The 18,399-nt window shown below is 44.4% G+C and carries 18 protein-coding genes; 8 read left to right on the plus strand and 10 right to left on the minus strand.

What is annotated here, in order from left to right:
* Positions 1–264: 264 nt before the first annotated feature.
* The 10 genes from AB3Y96_RS09465 to AB3Y96_RS09510 form a co-directional block, all read right to left on the minus strand.
* On the minus strand, positions 265–1,254 hold the full coding sequence (locus tag AB3Y96_RS09465) for an aldo/keto reductase (RefSeq protein ID WP_072307428.1): 990 nt from the start codon (positions 1,252–1,254) through the stop codon (positions 265–267).
* A 48-nt stretch (positions 1,255–1,302) separates the two neighbouring features.
* On the minus strand, positions 1,303–2,154 hold the full coding sequence (locus AB3Y96_RS09470; protein ID WP_367299046.1) for an aldo/keto reductase: 852 nt from the start codon (positions 2,152–2,154) through the stop codon (positions 1,303–1,305).
* Positions 2,155–2,489: 335 nt separating this feature from the next.
* The gene (locus tag AB3Y96_RS09475) at positions 2,490–3,437 is read right to left on the minus strand and encodes a LysR family transcriptional regulator (RefSeq protein WP_367299047.1); all 948 of its coding nucleotides are present in this window, start codon (positions 3,435–3,437) and stop codon (positions 2,490–2,492) included.
* Between the two features lie 513 nt (positions 3,438–3,950).
* Positions 3,951–4,484 carry a fimbrial protein gene (locus AB3Y96_RS09480; RefSeq protein ID WP_367299048.1) on the minus strand — a complete coding sequence of 178 codons (534 nt, stop codon included), beginning with the start codon at positions 4,482–4,484 and terminating at the stop codon, positions 3,951–3,953.
* Positions 4,485–4,508: 24 nt separating this feature from the next.
* Positions 4,509–5,042, minus strand: a complete 534-nt coding sequence (locus tag AB3Y96_RS09485; RefSeq protein ID WP_072307432.1) for a fimbrial protein — start codon at positions 5,040–5,042, stop codon at positions 4,509–4,511.
* A 30-nt stretch (positions 5,043–5,072) separates the two neighbouring features.
* Complete coding sequence (locus AB3Y96_RS09490; RefSeq protein ID WP_367299049.1) at positions 5,073–5,582, minus strand: fimbrial protein; 510 nt, start codon at positions 5,580–5,582, stop codon at positions 5,073–5,075.
* A 9-nt stretch (positions 5,583–5,591) separates the two neighbouring features.
* On the minus strand, positions 5,592–6,518 hold the full coding sequence (locus AB3Y96_RS09495) for a fimbrial protein (protein WP_367299050.1): 927 nt from the start codon (positions 6,516–6,518) through the stop codon (positions 5,592–5,594).
* A 15-nt stretch (positions 6,519–6,533) separates the two neighbouring features.
* Positions 6,534–9,110, minus strand: a complete 2,577-nt coding sequence (locus AB3Y96_RS09500; RefSeq protein WP_367299051.1) for a fimbria/pilus outer membrane usher protein — start codon at positions 9,108–9,110, stop codon at positions 6,534–6,536.
* 118 nt (positions 9,111–9,228) lie between these two features.
* Positions 9,229–9,921 carry a molecular chaperone gene (locus tag AB3Y96_RS09505; protein WP_367299052.1) on the minus strand — a complete coding sequence of 231 codons (693 nt, stop codon included), beginning with the start codon at positions 9,919–9,921 and terminating at the stop codon, positions 9,229–9,231.
* A 129-nt stretch (positions 9,922–10,050) separates the two neighbouring features.
* Positions 10,051–10,611, minus strand: coding sequence for a fimbrial protein (locus tag AB3Y96_RS09510; RefSeq protein WP_367299053.1), 561 nt, complete (start codon positions 10,609–10,611; stop codon positions 10,051–10,053).
* 1,052 nt (positions 10,612–11,663) lie between these two features.
* On the opposite strand from AB3Y96_RS09510, the gene AB3Y96_RS09515 reads away from it, so the two are divergent.
* The 8 genes from AB3Y96_RS09515 (at position 11,664) to AB3Y96_RS09550 (ending at position 18,397) form a co-directional block, all read left to right on the plus strand.
* Positions 11,664–12,254 (plus strand): transcriptional regulator, encoded by a 591-nt coding sequence (locus tag AB3Y96_RS09515; protein ID WP_367299054.1) that lies wholly within the window; start codon positions 11,664–11,666, stop codon positions 12,252–12,254.
* 173 nt (positions 12,255–12,427) lie between these two features.
* Positions 12,428–12,664, plus strand: a complete 237-nt coding sequence (locus AB3Y96_RS09520; protein WP_025801724.1) for a Flp family type IVb pilin — start codon at positions 12,428–12,430, stop codon at positions 12,662–12,664.
* Positions 12,665–12,806: 142 nt separating this feature from the next.
* Entirely contained in the window at positions 12,807–13,244 is a 438-nt protein-coding gene (locus AB3Y96_RS09525; protein ID WP_072307439.1) for a prepilin peptidase, read from the plus strand.
* A gap of 19 nt (positions 13,245–13,263) precedes the next feature.
* Positions 13,264–14,085, plus strand: a complete 822-nt coding sequence (locus AB3Y96_RS09530) for an SAF domain-containing protein (RefSeq protein ID WP_367299055.1) — start codon at positions 13,264–13,266, stop codon at positions 14,083–14,085.
* Positions 14,086–14,153: 68 nt separating this feature from the next.
* A complete protein-coding gene (locus tag AB3Y96_RS09535; RefSeq protein WP_282100190.1) occupies positions 14,154–15,485 on the plus strand; it encodes a type II and III secretion system protein family protein in 1,332 nt (443 codons plus the stop codon).
* Positions 15,482–15,976: a hypothetical protein gene (locus tag AB3Y96_RS09540; RefSeq protein WP_367299056.1), complete on the plus strand. Its 495-nt coding sequence runs from the start codon at positions 15,482–15,484 to the stop codon at positions 15,974–15,976. Before AB3Y96_RS09535 ends, AB3Y96_RS09540 begins: the two co-directional genes overlap by 4 nt.
* A 12-nt stretch (positions 15,977–15,988) precedes the next feature.
* Complete coding sequence (locus AB3Y96_RS09545; protein WP_367299057.1) at positions 15,989–17,116, plus strand: tight adherance operon protein; 1,128 nt, start codon at positions 15,989–15,991, stop codon at positions 17,114–17,116.
* Positions 17,117–18,397 (plus strand): CpaF family protein, encoded by a 1,281-nt coding sequence (locus AB3Y96_RS09550; protein WP_025801730.1) that lies wholly within the window; start codon positions 17,117–17,119, stop codon positions 18,395–18,397.
* The last annotated feature ends 2 nt before the right edge of the window (positions 18,398–18,399 follow it).

The raw sequence follows: 18,399 nt of genomic DNA on the forward strand, positions 1-18,399 counted from the left end.
AGAGCGACACATTACGTGCAAACTTTAAATGTTCAGACTTCAATTTTTGCCCCACACAATCAAACGGCGTGAAAAATGGGAATAGCCAATGAAGGCAGATGATCGGACGATTAGCACTGCTGATCTAAGCCAATTTTTAGCGGGAGCACACCGATGGGGTCGCAGCGGCGTAAGCCGCCTGAGCGCCCCGCGGTGTGGTAGAGCCGCTTATCTCGGTCTGATAAATAGCGAGTATTAACCCGATGGCCTCCTGCCATTAATCCCTTATCGTCCTACGCGCGCCATCAATGAAGCAGGGTAGCGATCGCCCACGATTTTCACGGTTTCGAGCGCGTTGGCGATTTTACGCAAATCTTCTGCGTTCAGCGCCAGATCGGCTGCGCCCAAGTTTTCTGTTAAACGATGAAGTTTGGTGGTGCCAGGAATGGGCACAATCCACGGTTTCTGTGCTAATAGCCAAGCCAGCGCGATTTGTGCCGGAGTGACATTTTTCTCTGCGGCTAACGCAGCAAGCAGCGACACCAATTTTTCGTTAGCTTCCCGCGCTTCGGCGGCAAAGCGAGGCACTTTGCTTCTAAAATCATCAGCGCCAAACGTGGTTTGTGCATTGATTGCGCCAGTCAGAAAACCTTTACCCAGAGGGCTAAAGGGAACAAAACCAATGCCCAACTCTTCCAACAGCGGCATGATTTCCTGCTCGGGTTCACGCCACCACATTGAGTATTCGCTTTGCAGCGCCGTAACGGGCTGAACGGCATGCGCTTGGCGAATGGTTTGGGCGCCAGCTTCAGATAATCCAAAGTGTTTAACTTTGCCTTCAGCAATCAAATCTTTCACGGTTCCTGCCACGTCCTCGATAGGAACCTCGGGGTCAACGCGGTGCTGGTAGAGCAGGTCAATGACGTCTGTTTTTAATCGGCTCAGTGAGCCTTCGACGGCGGCACGAATATGCTCAGGACGACTGTTTAAAATCTGTTGCTTATTATCATTACCAAAGGTAAAACCAAATTTCGTGGCAATAACCACGCGGTCGCGGAAAGGCTTCAGCGCCTCGCCCAGCAATGATTCATTGGCATAAGGGCCATAGACTTCGGCGGTGTCAAAGAAGGTCACACCCTGTTCAACGGCGGTGCGGATCAGTTCTATTGCTTGTTTGGTGTCGGTAGCAGGGCCATAGCCAAAACTCAGCCCCATACAGCCTAGACCCAGCGCTGACACTTCTAACCCAGATTTACCTAGCATACGTTTTTGCATATTAATCGCCTTGTTATTGAGTTCTTTATTGCGGGCAAATGAACGGAGTTACACGTCTAGCTTGCGCTGGGTGAGCCATTCCACCATCGCCGGATCGCGGTGAGAGAAAAAAGCGCTGGTGGCGGTATCAAGCGCTGCGATCTGCGTCATGTCCGTATCAGAAAGTGCAAAATCCAGAATATTGATATTCTCTTCCATCCGCGCTTTGCGAACGGATTTCGCCAACGACACAATGCCTCGCTGATATAGCCAACGCAGCACTACCTGTCCGACGGTTTTGCCGTGGTGGTTGGCAATAGCCGTCAACACCGGATGCTGAAACAAACCATTTTTGCCTTCGGCAAAAGGCGCCCAAGCCTCAGGTTGAATATGGCGGCTGTTCATCCAAGGCACGGCGTGCAGCTGCTGATTAAACGGATTGACCTCCACCTGATTTACCGCCGGTACAACACGGTTAAACGCTATCAGGTCGGCAAGTCTGTCGGGATGGAAATTACTCACGCCGATGGCGCGAATTTTTCCTGCCTGCTGTAATTCTTCCATCGCCCGCCACGCGCCGTGCACGTCGCCATATGGCTGATGAATTAAATACAGGTCAATATAATCAAGCTGTAGGCGATTGAGCGAGCGCTCAAACTGCGCCTTTGCACCTTCATAATTTGTATCCTGCAGCCAAAGTTTGGTGGTTACGAACAGCTCATCGCGAGCAATCCCGCTTTGTCGCAGGGCATTACCCACCTGAGTTTCATTTTGATAAGAGGCCGCGGTATCAATGAGGCGATAGCCCGTTTCGATAGCATCAATCACCGCACGTTCGCATTCGGCTGCGTCCGTCATCTGAAAGACGCCAAAGCCGAGTAAAGGCATTTCAATACCGTTGTTAAGTGTGACCGTCTGCATGATGCAGTCCTCCGTATGTGACGATAGAGAAAGCATACTCCAAACAGATTTATTCGATTAGATGCCTAAATGCGCTAGCCTTTATGAGTTAAATTCATGAATGATAAGCTGAGTAGGTGCATTATGAGTATCAACTGAAGAAATGAGGTATTCGCGTTGATAGAAGGTAGATTGCTTGATGAATATTAACAGTATTCGCTAATTAACCGCGGCGCGGTGCCGCGTTAATGCTATGTCACGTTGATGCCATGTCACGTTGGTGCTGTGCCACCGTTATGAACTTCAGGGACATAAGCCGCTAGAACAATGAGGTCATAATTATCAGGCCAGTTATATTATTGTGTAGGATGCACTATTGAAGGAAAAACATGCTCCTTGATAATATTGATAAGGGAATTAAAGTTTCTATTTTTTAACGAAATTTTATTATATGACATATAAATTTTCACAGGCTCTAGTGTGATATCAAGCTCAAGCATTTTAATGTTAAAGCTATCGGAAAATTTATCAAAAAACGATTTTGGAATAAAGCTAATTGCACTGGTTTTTTCTGCTATAGCAATATTCGTAATGATGGAATTGCTGGAGAAAATAAATTTACGGTTGGGGAAGTAATCATCGATATCGCTTTGTACTTTTAATCCTCCGTTATGAGCGATGCTTGAGTAAATAGATTTTTCAGCAAGTATATCTTCTTTGGTTAATTTTGAGTCTAATCGAGGATGATTTTTAGCGCATACGGCAATAACATCTTCAATGAGCAGGATTTCAGAGACAGTTGAAAAACTGTAAAAAGGTTTGACGTCAAAAATAATATCAGCCTTCTTCTGTAATAAGATGTTTTCGATATTATTTTCTTTTGTATCATTGTAATTGTTTGAGATATTGATATTAAGATCCCTGTTTTCGATTTCAGCACAAATCTCAGGGAGTAAACGCACCCCGAGGTAAGGGGACGCGTGAATGATAAATGAACTCTGCAAACTGACGTCTGAGATATAATCTAGACTTTGACGAACATGGGATAGCCCATCCTTGAGGCGATCGTAAATATTTTCAGCTACCGTGGTGGCAAATAGCGTATTTCCTTCACGGACAAATAGCGGATCAGAAAAATAGAGCCGTAGTTTACTCAGTGATTGGCTGATAGCAGAAGGCGTCACGTTCAATATAAGCGCTGTTTTAGTCACGCTTTTGTGCAGAAAAACGGCTTCAAAGATAACCAGAAGATTAAAGTCAATGCCTTTACTTTTTGGTGAGAGATTGCGATGTGTATTTTTCATGGTATTTTCCTTTATATGTTTAATTCCAATTGAAAATATATATGATCTGTTTTCTATTCATAACGGAAATATACTCTATAAAGAGCATGCAATTGAATTGCAAAAAAAATTAAACAATAAAGTAACCAATATTTAACATGGTAAGGTGGATTGTGTGGCTAGTATTGGTTAATGATTTACTGTATAAATTTTTTATCTTTATTGTTTTGCGAAATGATTTTTTAAAAATGTGATACGCTTTATTGGTATTGTAAAACTGATGGCTTAAATAGAGAGTCGTTGTTTTTATTATAGGTATTATAAAGATTAAGAACGCAACTTACAGTCGTGGAGACAATAAATTCATTAGCCGAAAATGGGGTTAATAAACTGGCGACAGAAACCTCATTCTTTGAATTAGCATGCTAATAATATTGCCGCATATACTTATTATGCGCACTGTTCGCTGTTTTAACTCTATGTTAGGTGAGGTTGATAAAACACAACCTCAGCTATTTATTCGTGATACGGAATTTATTTATATTGGAACGTAAGCTCCACGGAGCCTGCAATCGTACCAGACGTTGCCCCTCCTACTGGAGAGATCATTCTGGCATGCAACGGAAATGATGCCTGATGCGTGGCTTGAACCACGGCAGTACTGATGGTATCTCCTGGACCAATAGTGGCTGAGCTGGTTTGCTGAGAAGCAATTTCAATTGCCACGTTGGTGCTACTCCCCCCGGTGTTCTGAAAATATTTCGTCGCACCTTCGGCCTCTCCACTGAGTTTCATATCAACTGAGCGCGTTGAGGCAGGGCAGCTGCTTAGATCAATAGTAAAGTTAGCCCAATCCGTTGCACTGCCGGGCGAATTAAGTACGTTGGCATAAAATGAGCCTAAATTCACATCCTGATTTGCCGAGGCTTCAACGGTGCAGGAGGAGGCAATCACGGTTGCACTCACTCCCAGACTTGTATCCGATGCCAGACAGGAGAGCGAGGTAAACAGCGTTGATATCAGCAAACTGTTTAAGGCAACCCTAGATTGCTTGCTAAGGATGAACATAATGGCTTCCTGTTAGCAGTGAAATCAATGGTAGTTAAAGGTAACGTCGATGGCGGTGGTATAGGTATCCGGCATAACTGCGCCCGTAATAGAGTGCATGCGCGCTTTCACTTTAAAGGAGGCGGCATTGCTGGCTGTCGCAACGTTATAGGTGCCGCTGGCGTTGGTGAGCAGGGTGCTGTCTGCCGACTTTGCCAGCTGAATACTGCCGGTGGTTACAGCGGTGCCGGCGCTATTCTTCATTTGATAGCCGCTGGTATCGCCGCTGATGGCCGGGCCGCTAAACACGGCGTCGATGCTTTTAGTGGTTGATGGGCAACCGCTTAAAGATATGGTGGCATCACCAGACCAGGCCGAGTTGGCATTTGACGCGGCAACATCATTGGCATTTAGAGCGAAATTGAGGGGGATGGATGCCGGAGCCGAGGTGGTGCAGGCTGCCGCAGAGACCGTCGCAGTAATATTGATCACGGTATTATCGGCAGCTCCTGCGGAGCTGGATAATACTGCGGGAAATATAAATGCTAGCGCAAGGGGATATATATTTTTGTTTATCATAGTATGTAATTCCATTTTCAAATTAACGCATTATTGAAATGCGTAGGTTAACGTAACTGTACTGCTGACAGTACCGGTGGTGGCCTCGCCAGAGTCATCATTGTGTAAACGAAACTTTAAGGGGATTGTCTGACTCAACTCCCCACCTGTATTACGTGCTATAACAACACCATTATAAATGGGAGTATTGGTCTCCAAAATGGCAGCGCCTTCGATGCCAATATGCTCAGCTGTTCCTGTTGAACCAATATATGCTGGGTTTGCCGTTGATACTGGGGCGCTTACCGAAATAGTAAAGCTAGTAACTCCGACGCAATCCGTTAAATTTATATCTAACTCTTTCCAGTCCGTGGCTGCGCTTGAGCTAGCAAAATCGGCAGCAATAATATTGCCAAAATTAACTGATGCGAAAGGTGTTGCTATTGTGCATGGTGGAATCACTACCGTTCCACGATAGTGTATTTGTACTATTTCAGGAGCCGCTGAAAACGCATGGCTACTTGTTAATAATAAATAGAAAAACATCATTTTTTTAATCATAAAGTTTCCTTAATGATAATCAAAACTTATTGTTACTGTAGTTTCAAAATCTCCAGCGATTATTTTTTCGCTGCTAGTTGATACGGGTTTTGCATTAATGCTGAAATTTGATCCATTGTATGCATTCATTAATAATCCTTTATTTAATGGTATGGCTTCCCCAGAGTCCGCCCATGTCAGTTTAATGCCTAAATTGCTTTTGTTTGTATTAATAACCCCGTCGGAAGCATTGGCATACCCATTTGCAGATGTCACGGTAACAGTCACTGGTTTGTTTTCATCTGTAGTAGAACATGACATACTGATTGGCGCATTTTTTACCTCTGCGGAGCCATTTTCTATTTGGCTTGGGGATAATTGGGGCCATGTAAAATTCATATCATGTGCTGTTGAAACTGTACACGTGGCACTGTTTATTATTATGGTTACATAAAACCGAAGATATCCAACAACGTTCCTATTTTTATCGTAAAATCTCCCAGCCAATGCATTTTCCCACGTGGTTGAACCTTTAAACCCACTATTATTAAGAACCAAATCTAGCGTCATAATATCCCCAGGCAGAAGGGGAGAGAAACCGCCTCCTAAAAGCTGTATTTGACCTCGTCTTACTCCTGGGGCCATATATACATCGCGTTTCCCACCTGTATTTCCGGTAATCATAAGTAAACAGACATTTTCTGAAGTGACTACATCGCAATGGACAGCATCGTACTTGTACTTATTATCATTATTGGCAATAGCTGGCGTACCTTCACGTCGATAAGCACCGACAGGAATGGTAACCTTGCCAGTTGTTGATATATTATTTACGGTCAAAGTGCCCATGTTAACTATAATATCATCGCTATATGCATACGACGAACTAAAAATAACAATGAAGATAATAAATCTAAAATAAGCAAGTTTGAGTTTGCTATTTATGCTATTAAACATAGAAAACCTTTTAATTTATAGTTTGCAAGTGGCAATGATGATCGGTAATGATTCAGACTGCTGCTGAGCAGTTATCTCATATTTAATTTTACATTTTCGGTTTTTATCAGTGCCCCACTGAGCAATAAGCAATCCTTGCTCAGGTAATCCACTTAAGAATGTTTCACCCTGTTCCCCAACGATGCCTGTACTTATAGAATCACTATTTTTTGTATCGCTTTCCGTTTCATTTAATAATGTTACGGTGGCACCAAAAGGCAACGGCTTACCATCTTCGCGTTTCAGCGTCATCATCACGCGATAACCTACGTGCGCATTAAAATTAGCTCGAACGATCGCTCCGCGTGACGGAATAACATCTTTGGCGCTCTCGTCAAGTTCCACTTTATCGCCCAGCGTTGTGGTATCTAAACCCACGCTGGTTCGACGGTAAGGAGAAAGGAAGGGCACAACGGCATAGCCGCGGAAATCGGTTTTCACCCCGGTGTTATTGACTATTCGGGCATTGTCAGCGCCGGGCGCTTCGACTAAAGCCACGGTATCTCCCAGCGGCTGCGAGAGCGTGATGCCGTGACTATGTGTAATGATACCGCCCTGGAGCCCGTAGTTGACCCGGTGTGAATCCTTGCTGTAGCTGTAGCCGATGTTACTGTTGCCGTATTGCCCTTGATAATTCAGGCTGGTATTCCCGGTGTCGCCTTGGCCTTGATTGGTATAGCCTTCAGAAACGCTGTAGCTAAGATTGTGATCCTCAAGCAACGTTCCGCTGATCCCCGCCTGATTTTGCACCCGACCGTTAGAATCGTGGCTCATGCTGTAGTTTGCCGAGGCGGATTTTAGCCAGTGATCGAGCGGGATAGAGACATTAATCGATATTTGCCGATCATGCTCTTCGTTGCCTACATAGTTATCGTTATAGGCAATGTTGTAAGAAATACTGTTCCATGTATTGCTGTAGCCTGTCTGCAGGGTTTGTTCTTTTTCACTGCTGTCCCAATAGTCTTGCAGGCTGGCAGAAAAGTAGAGAGAGCCGCCATTTTCACCGAGCTGCTGGCTGACTGACCCCTCGACGCGGCTGCGCTTATGGGTGCGAATGTTAAAATCTGCATAATCGTCGTGGTCATCGTTGAGGGTGACCGAATCATCCAGGCTGTAATAACCGCTGGTGGAATAGCGATAGCCCACTAAGCGAAAATCGGTGTCTGTCTCAGCGAAAGTTTTGGCATATAAAAAGCGATAAGACTGGCCGCTGTCGGTTTCATCTTCGGGCGGTTGGGTGCGGGCCTGAGTGACATCGAACGAGATAGCGCCAAGATCGCCCATGTTTTTACCAATACCCAGCGCGGCAGAGGCATATTTTTGCGTGCCCTGCATACCGCCGTAAACCGTTAGCCCTTTGCTGAAACCACGGATCAGCGTGAATTGCGCAAACTCAGGTTTATCGGAGCCATAGCCGTTGCGATATTGCCCAGCCGTAGCGCTGAATTTGAGACGGCCTTCACGTTGCAAAATAGGCACGGAGGCATACGGCTGAATATAGGTTTGCTCGCTGCCGTCTTGTTCTTTGATAGTGATCGTAAGGTCGCCGCTGTCAGAACTAGGGTAGAGATCGTTAATCTCAAACGCGCCCGGCGTGACATAGGATTGATAAACGGTATAACCGTTTTGCTTGATGGTGACCTGCGCATTGGTTTTAGCAATACCGCGGATCACGGGCGCAAAATTTTTCATGCTGTCTGGCAGCATGTCATCGTCGGAGGCAAGCTGTGCGCCACGAAACTGAAAACTATCAAAAACGTCGGCGCCAGAATAGCTGTCGCCCATGGTGAGTTCCGCTTTTAGCGGAACGATGGTGCGCTGCAAATAAGTGTTAACATTGTTGAACTCACGCTGGCCGTTGTTTTGGTTCCAGGTCGAGTAGTTACGCAAACGCCAAGCACCAAGGTTGAAGCCGCTGCGAAGGTTTAAATAGTAGTCATTCTGATCGTCACCATTGGCACCGGTGAAATTGTAATTCAGCAATAATGCGGAAATACCGTCATCCCATAAAGCGGGGTCAACGTATCCTCTGGCCGAATTAGAGACAAAAATCTGTGGCACGCTGATATCTAAACGCAAGCGGTCAAAATCAAAAGTCGTTTTTGCCGCGGGAATAGCCTGCAAAAGGTTACTGCACTGTGCGGTTGATGCTGATGCTGTGGCTGAAGACGCGGTGTCTTTTTTATCGGTACTCTCCGCCTTTGTTGGTGTTGTTGGCGTTGTTGAACTTGCCGCCATTGACTCGGCCGAATCTGTTTTAACCCCGTAGTTACGCAACGTTTCTTCCGTAAAGCAGGGGATTAATCCCGTGGCGTCTTTTTGCACGACCGCTGCCGGAGCCGTGATAAATTCGACTTCTCGGTGATCGACAGGATTACCATTGAGATAAACATCAACCAGATATTTGCCCGGCATTTGGTTGTCAGACTGTGCTGCGAAGGAGGAAAGGTCAGAAACATCGCTGCCTGCGCCTAAGTTTTCTAAAAACGCAGGGTTAAAGTTTGATCTTGCAAAGCAGTGCCCCGACAACACCAGCAGGGTAAGAGTACTCAAAGTAAAATATCTATGGCTTTCCCTGCACAAAGAAGTCAATGCATTCATTTTTTTCTTTGTAGATATTATTGACGGCAACATGTTTGTCTCTTTAATAAACAATCGAGGTAATACGCAATTAGTGTGCAGTTACAGTTTTTGACACGCCGCCGAAATCATTGATGGCGCTAAATGATATCTGCCCTCGTTGCCCAGCAGAGAGCGGGTAGTGGGCTTCTGATTTGGCCTCAACCATGTTTATTTCTTTCACGTCTTTACCGCCAACGGTGATTTCATTAAAGCTGACGGAATACTGGGAAGGGTTTTTCACCACCAGATCATTACCCTGAATAGACCACTGAAGTTGCTGGTAGGCGTCTTCAGGTTTGCCCTGCAAACCTTTTGGGCGATAAAAGAGTTTAATCCGCGTTTTAATTGCCACCTGAAGCGTATTTTGTGTAACCGAGTCATCAGGCACGGGAGGAATAGCTTTAACGTTAATATAAAACACAGATTCTTTATCATCAGGAAGATTGCCTGATGTTTTAACAATGCGTAGCATATTTAACTTATCTGCACCTAAACGGAATAACGGCGGGGTTATTGCAAAAGGTACTTTCTTATTTCCTGTATTGTCATCAATCCATGACTGAACGAGGAAGTATTGATCGGTATTTTTATTCTTAATAGAAACAGAGGTTTCTTTATTACTCGCATCGTATACAACCCGCGTGGCACTTAAAACCACACCCCCTGAGTCCGTCGCAGCACTAAATGCGGAGTGAGAAATAGCTAATAATACAAAAGAGCAGAGTGCGGATTTAGCGTGCATGATATTAACCTTTTGGCCTATGAGATTTTAGGTCATAGCGCCTTATAAAAAATAAGCCCAAGTACAAATATGAAAAACAGTTGTCCCTTGGGCTTTAGCCAATAAATAGATTAAATGAAGGCTATTAAATTATTGGTAGGCGATAGTAAAGTCGGTTGTGGCGTTAGCATCACCCGTGGTTGCGGTACCCAAAGATTTATAGCGGGCATTGAAATACAGAGACTGAGAGGCTGCTTTAGGCGTCAGAGTCATAGCCGCTGACGCTTTGTTTGGTGAAAGCACCGCACCTGCTGAATCAGAAATTTCGATACCTACGTTGCTTGCCGTGGTCCCCGTGGCTGAACCATCAGGAGAGTTTACGGCGAACAGAGTTGGATCCGCTACGCCAGCGCCGCTTGGTGTGGCCACTGATCCGCCAAAGGTGATTGATGCTGATTTCACTGTTGCGCTACAGTTCAGCAGATCAACTTGGAACTGTTTAGATTCTGACTTTGCGCCAGCAGTCGCCATTTGTGATGACGGTACGTTGCCTAACGTAACATCACGGTTCTGACTTGGAATAGAAACTGTACACGGTGCATCGGTAATTTTACCTGTAAAGTTGATTTTGCCATCGGCTGCCATTGCAGATGTTGAAGCAGCAGAAGCCAAAGACAGCGCAATAAGAAGTGCAGTTTTATTAGTCGACATTTAAATTTCCCTTTTTTACTAACATAACTAAAATAATACTAGGTAGTGTAAATAAATCATAAATGCGGAGAACTGGAAGAGTAAATGCTCATCGCTCTTGCATCCTTGCATCGATGTTTTATCTTGGAGGCATCATACAATCAGAAAAGTATCATTCAAGTTATTATATCTAACAGCGCGATTTAGTTTAATTAAATACCTGCTGATATATTGCGTAAATATCGCATGGTAGAACAGTTTATATTGTCATGAATCACTATGATCGATAATTTACCCCGGTTATTTCCAGCAGGGTATTATTCTTTGATAACTTGGCTACGATTTATTTAGGCAGGAACCCCCTTAATCCGCCGTAGTATATATCTGAGAACGCCTTAGGGAGGCCGTTAGATCAGGCTATGTTCTCAACAAAAGGAATGACACGGACTAAATTTATGCCTGAACAGCAGCCTAAAGGCGAATGTGACTTCGTCAAGCTGGCGGTATGCTAGAAAAATGACCGGAGAATCGTTGGCACGGAATCTTCAGAAAAATGGCGTGAGAGTATGAGAAAACCTTGCAGCGCTGCGCCGTCATGTATCAATAACTCTCAGTAAATAATTATAAATCTCGCGAAGTTCAGTATTTTCTTATTAATAATATTTTCCTAAGAGTATAAATTAGGCATGTTGATAAAAAACAACCGCCAGCTAAGTAATAACACTCTCTAAATTTCAAAGGAATGTTCGTGTTTATAATGGTTATATTTTTTATCAACATGAGGTTATTTATGGTTATTTCAGAATAGTGTTAATGAATAATCTTTTTTTTGTATTTCTCGCGATCTGACATCCTTTAAAAAAAGGGGGATCGATATAATATCCGCTATATTATTCTTTATTTCTATGAATGAGATCAAATGAGACTAATAGGGTTTATTCGATTATTTCTCTCTTGTATAATTCAAACTTAAATAGGCTATTCGATAAGATGGATGAGGATAATGAGATTCTATTTTTAACGGCGAAGGCCAATGATATTGAAGGTTTAAGTCACACAGGAGCTTACGGCTAATGAATGATGTAAGTAAGGATGACACGATATTCATCCTTGGGGATGGCATTCGGTTTGAGCCTGAAAAGCGCTGTCTGATTAATGACTTTGGTACAGTGATTAACCTACCAGAAAATAGTTATAGGTTCTTGCTTCTTTTATTGGAAGGGGAAACCGATAAACAAAATATTATCAATCAGGTATGGCATGAGCAGCGGGGTTCGGTGAGTGACAGTAGCTACTATGGCCAAATCTATATGTTGAGAAAGTCATTTGATCAGATCGGTCTTTCAAGCGCATTTATAAAAACGATACCTAGAAAAGGCGTTAAGTATATGGGGAATGTGCTACGTGAAAAAAAGTTTCTACCCGATAGCGGCCCTGAGGCTAACGCGGCAATACTATCGTTAGCCACATCGACTGGAATCACTGACGCGCCAACGTCTCCCTTAGAGGCCATGGGATATGCTTACCAGAAGGAGACATCGAATAGCGGGAAAGAGTGGTATCACTCACGCCGGTGGAATGTTTTTATCTCAATATTATCGCTGCTGGCGGTGTGTTGGATATCAACGCTTGTCGTTGTGGTTATCTTATTTTTTGCTAAATAACTCTCAGCGTTGTTTATCAATCATAAATTATAAAAACAAATATGACCTCAATAAGGACTCCTGAGGTGCAATATATTCTAATGGCTCCGTCGTTACCTATGGGGCATCGGCAACAACAAGATGGTTATTAACACGCCACCGAAATGGCGGATTTAAATTTACAAGGAATACCAATGAACACTTTTTTAACTAAATGTTATGTGGCTGCTCATGTTCGTTTTCATGAGTTTGGTAAAGATCAACGCGGCGTGACTGCGATTGAATATGCATTAATCGGCGTAGCCATGGCTACACTGTTGGCATTTATTCTTGGCGATCAGAACTCCGGCTTCTTGGGCGCATTGAAAGAAACGTTTGATAAAATTGCTGAAGCAATCAAAAGCGTTACTATCAGCAAAACTACGCCGTAACGGATTACAACACCATAATGCACTAACAATAAGTTAGAACGTATTTATTGTAAGGCTCTCTGTTTAGCAGCAAGAACATCATGGATGATATTCTTGCTGCATTTTATTGTTCACCTTTCTAATAACTAAAATGGAAATAGACATGGCGTGGTTAATCAAAGCTAATTTTATTGTCACCTGCATAATTTTGATTTTTATTATGTGGCAGGACATTTTTTTTAGAAAGATTACCCACACGAGTCTTTTGCTACTCGCCATATCGCTATTGCCAATGATTCTTTTGCAATCACACCTACCAAATATTCTGTTCGGTCTTATCGCTTTAACCGGCGGTTTTGTTCTTTTCATTGCTCGGTTATGGGGCGGCGGTGATGCCAAACTGGTCACGGTATTAGCAATCTCCTTTCAGGGCAGCGCATTTTATGATTTTTTGTTTTTAACTGCATTTATTGGCGGCATTGTCGCTATCGGCGGTCTTATTTTTTTTCGTAATAATCTACGTAGTCACGGCGTGCCTTACGGTGTCGCTATTTCTTTAGCATTTATCCTTATCTATCCCGTGGCGTCTTTTTATTATTAATCCTGCTTAGGACATCTTAATGAACCATCGCATGCTTTTTTTTCTTTCAATAATTGTTATTGCAGTCGGAATCGCCGGTATTTTTGTGCAAAAGCAAACGCCAGAGATCGCGGAGGTGAAGCCTGCGCCTCAGACAAGTCATACCATCATGGTGGCTGAAGCCATAAGGGAGCTAAAACCTTATGACATCTTAGATCGTGATGATTACAAAATAACGTCGATTGAGATTTCCAAAGAAAGCAAAGATCGCCGTGATATTTCCTCATTAGATAACGGAGATCTTCAGGGATACTTAATTAGACACAATATTTCAAAAGGCAGCATTATTTTACCTGAAATGGTGGAGTCACCGAAGAGTCCAACCTTCTCAGCTCACTCACTGAGAAGCAATGAGACACCTTATAGCTATAAAATTAAGCCGGAGGACGAATATCTTCTTTCTTCTCTTTCTATTGGTGATGAAGTCTCACTCTACATCCGATTAGTTGAGGTTGATAAAAGCAAAAAAAATAATGTGGGTCTGGTGACTGAAGGCAGTAATAACCCAGACAAAAACATGAAGCGCTATGCAATTAGCCGCGTGATGGGGCCCATCTCTATCGTAGATATAAAAAAAACACCCAAAGCCGTCAGCAAAAGCTATAGCGGGGATGATTCGGTCGGAACCGTGGTATTGAGATTAGACAGTCAACAGCTGGCTGAACTCAAGGTCGTTGAGAAGGCAGGTGAAATTCTATTATTCCCGTTTGACGAATATGAGAATGAGAACAACCAAAAAATAAGAATGGATGAAGTATTGCCCCAGTTTAATTCCGTTAAAGAGTTGAGAGGTGGAGAGTGATTTTTTGTTTAACAAAGCAACACGATAAATACCCAAAAATAAGACGAGTAAATTCAAGAGCGCTATGGCTGCTGGGCGTAACGGGTTTATTTCTCTCCTATTGTGCGCATGCTCAAGAGGTCTACATGGAGGCCGGAGAGTCTCAGGTTATTCAAGTCGACGGAAATATTGACACGATTTTCATCTCTGCGCCTAAAGTGGCCGACTATGAGATTATCGGTGACCGAGGCGTGATGGTTTATGCCAAAAGCGATGGTCAAACCGATCTCATTGCCTTTGATAAAAATGGTGACCAGCTCATTAAAACCACGCTGGTGGTTGACCCCATTTTAAGCGCGGTGCAAAAAAAAGTGGGGCAGTTGGTACCGGATAGTCAAATTTCGATTCAAAAAGTGGGCAAAACCTACATTTTGAGCGGAACCGTGGCCACAGAAGAAGATCGCGACCGTGTTTATCAAATTGTGGGTGAAGGCGTCGGCGCTAAACGCACGGCGAATAAAAAAGATGTGCCGAGTATGAGCGGCGGCAGCGCGGGTGGAAGCGAAAACAGCAATGCCTGGCTTGATGAGGTGGTTTATCAGGAGGTGATCAACAAGTTAAAACTGCCGATCACCAATCAAGTCAACGTGAAGCTCTCGGTCGTCGAGGTGACCAAGACGTTTAGCGATAACGTGGGCATTGATTGGGGAACCATCAGCGGAACCGGCGGCAATATTACGCCCGGCACGTTCCGCTTTGTGAAATTCAACGCCGACACGCTGAGTTCGCTGGTGCATGCCATCAGCAATGACTCGGTGGCTCGCGTGCTGGCTGAGCCGAATCTTTCCGTATTATCGGGCGAATCCGCCGAGTTTCTGGTTGGGGGGGAGGTGCCGGTGGTTACCAGCTCTGCCAATGGGTCCAATGTCCAATATAAGGATTTTGGTATCAAGCTCAACGTGGGCGCCAAAGTTAGCAGTAGCAAACGTATCCGCGTGACGCTGGGGGAAGAGGTCAGCAACGTGGATAGCACCTACAGCACCAACGCCGGCGACTCGTTCCCTGCATTCCAAACGCGTCGGGCAAAAACTACCGTTGAACTTGCCGATGGAGAAAGCTTCCTACTGGGCGGGCTTATCAGCAATAACGAACGCGAAGATCTCTCGCGCCTACCGTTTATTGGCGATGTACCGATTCTTGGTGCGTTGTTTAGAAATGCGAAAACCGAGCGCACACGCGGCGAACTGGTGGTGGTCGCCACCGTTAACCTGGTTAAACCCGTCACCATGCGCGACATCGTTTTGCCAGATTTTCAACGTACTTCAACGCTTGCCCGTTTTATGAATTTTGAAGGCATTAGTAATTTACGCGATAGAAAACTTGCTGAAGGCTTTGTCGAACAGGGAGGATTTATTAAATGAGGATCTCATATCTATTCCGTTGTGCTCTTTTATTCATGGCGGTGGCATCGTCTGCCAGCTGGGCTAGCCAATTAGAAAAGCACGGTTCACCACAAATAACTGAACAGGTCATTGCGCTAACGTCAAGCGACCAAATTTCTAAAGAAATTGCGGTGGGCAAAATTATTAATCAAGCCAGCGGTGGATTTAACGGTTATATCCGCCTTGAGTGGTTTGATGATGATTTTTCGACCACCGCCAAGCAGGTGAGACAAGATCTGATTACCAAAGGCATCACGCCGGAGAGGATCTCTTTAGCCTATCAGGGCGGCGGCTATCGCACTCAAGAAGCCTCGGGTATTCAGGTTCATATTCAAAAAATTACGCTGCGTTTACCTGAGTGTCGCTATATGACACAGAATTATAAGTTTGATCTTTATGATGATACGGGATGCGCCATTAACAACAATCTCGCTTCCTCACTGGTTAGCCCATACAAATATTATTTCTGAGGAAGAGCAAATATGCTGTTATTCCCACAAAAGGACGATGTTAAGTCAGCGCAGAATGAGAAAGCATTTTATGTTTTATCCTCGCGCAAGGTCATTAATGAAGAGCTAAGTCAATTATTGCGATTAGCCGGTTTTAATCAGGTCACCAGCGTCCTGCAAGATTTAGATTCAAGCCATAATCTGGCTATTTCTGAAAAAGACTATGGCATCGTTATTGATATTGGGCGTCAAGAGTATATCGATAATATTGTGCCCGCTATTTTAGCCATGGTGCCGCGTGGCGTATGGTGCTGCGTAGTTGGTGACAGCGATTCTATTATGCTGGCACAGGCGTTCTTGCGCGATGGTATTCAATATTTCAATTTAAACTCTCAGCGTGAGCTTTTTGTTCAGTCGGCTATTTCGAGTACTAATCTAAAATCAATGCGCTGGGCGGTCAGCATTAGCATATTGGGCTGCAAAGGTGGGGTAGGTAATAGCGCTATTGCCTACCAGACCATCAGTAATATTGTGCAAGCCAAAGAAATGCCGTCGCTCTTTGTTCAGGGCGCGGCCGGTTCGCGCGACCTTGATTTGCTTACGGGCAAAAAAATGGTGCAGGAAATTGTGGCTGGGCAAAAGAATCTTGATCTTATGAGCAGCAGCAGCCCGCTATATCCCGATCTCTCATTAGATGGCTTCCAAAAATATAATTTTGTGCTGTTTGAAGAGGCTATTAATACCGCCAATAAAGAGACGCTACGCCAGCTGGTTGAAAGTTCCTCCTGCCTAGTTTTAGTCATGGATCGTTCAATGGCATCAGTGCGGGTTGCGCGCGGCATGATCGAAGTCGTCGAGTCGCTTAATCGCTCCCAGCTGGCACCGCGTAGGCTATTTATATGCCTAAATGACAGTCGACCATTCAGCATGAATATGTTGAGTATTGAAGATCTCCAGTCGCTATTAGGACGACCGATGGATGTGGTGTTTCCCTATAACAAACAAAAGGACGGTATCACGCGTTTTGCTGGCCTAAATCGCAAAGTTGCGCCTATCGACCAACTCACTCGCTTAATTCTCGGCGGGGCTCCGGTCCACAAAGGATCGATCATCCATCGATTGATGAAAAATGGCCTGCTGAAAAAAAGTCAGGTGGCGTAAATGGACATCAGCGTTGAAATTCAAGAAGCACTGCGCGATGGCGTATTACAAAATATCGAGATTAATACCATTGAAGCATTAGTAGACGATCGTATCCAGCTGCTAGCTGAAATGAATCGTGTGCTGGAACGCGTGGCTGAACAGCAAAATATCTATTTGAATTCCCAAAACCAAAATAGCTTTGCTGAAATGATGGCGGATGAAATCCTTGGCTATGGTCCATTAAGGCCGCTGCTGGAAGATGAAACCGTCAGCGATATTTTAGTTAATGGCCCCGAAAATATTTATATCGAACGAGCGGGTAAGCTGGAGCTCACAAAATGCCGGTTTATTAATAATAATCAATTAACCGATATCGCCAAACGGTTGGTACAAAAAGTAGGTCGCCGCCTCGATGAAGGGCGACCGTTGGTGGATGCGAGGCTACATGACGGCAGTCGATTAAACGTCGCGATCCCGCCAATAGCGTTAGACGGAACCTCTATCTCTATCCGTAAATTTGGTAAAAGCAATATCGAGCTGTCCGATCTTATTCGGATGAACGCCATGAGCGGACAGATGGCTAACTTCTTGATCATCGCCGCGCGGTGTCGGGTCAATATTATTATTTCCGGCGGGACGGGCTCGGGGAAAACCACGCTGCTCAATGCGCTGTCGAAGTATATCGATCCCAGTGAACGCATTATTACCATGGAGGATGCGGCCGAGCTGCGCATGATGCAGCCCCACGTTTTAAGAATGGAAACGCGCTTGGCGGGGGTTGAAAATACCGGCCAAATTACCATGCGAGCCTTATTAATTAACTCACTCCGCATGCGTCCCGATCGAATAATTGTTGGGGAGTGCCGTGGCGAAGAGTCCTTTGAAATGCTTCAGGCAATGAATACCGGGCATGATGGATCTATGTCTACGCTGCATGCGAATAACCCTCGTGATGCCATTTCCCGCTTGGAGAATATGGTGATGATGGCTGGAATGAATATTCCCATGGAGTCAATTCGCCGCAATATTGTCTCCGCCATTAACATCGTTATTCAAGTATCGAGATTAAATGATGGTAGCCGAAAAGTAATGAACATTAGTGAGGTTATGGGGATTGAAGGCGATCGCGTAATTCTGCAGGATATTTTTACTTTTCAAAGTCAATCTGACCGTGACGAAAATGGAAAAATTAAAGGTGAGTTTATCAACCATGGTTTGTTAATGCGTTCTACCGTGATGCGTAATGCGGTGATGTTCAACGTAAGCGATGACCTAAAGCATATATTTGGCATGGAGTGAGA

This window comes from Hafnia alvei (assembly GCF_964063325.1).
Taxonomy (GTDB): domain Bacteria; phylum Pseudomonadota; class Gammaproteobacteria; order Enterobacterales; family Enterobacteriaceae; genus Hafnia; species Hafnia alvei_B.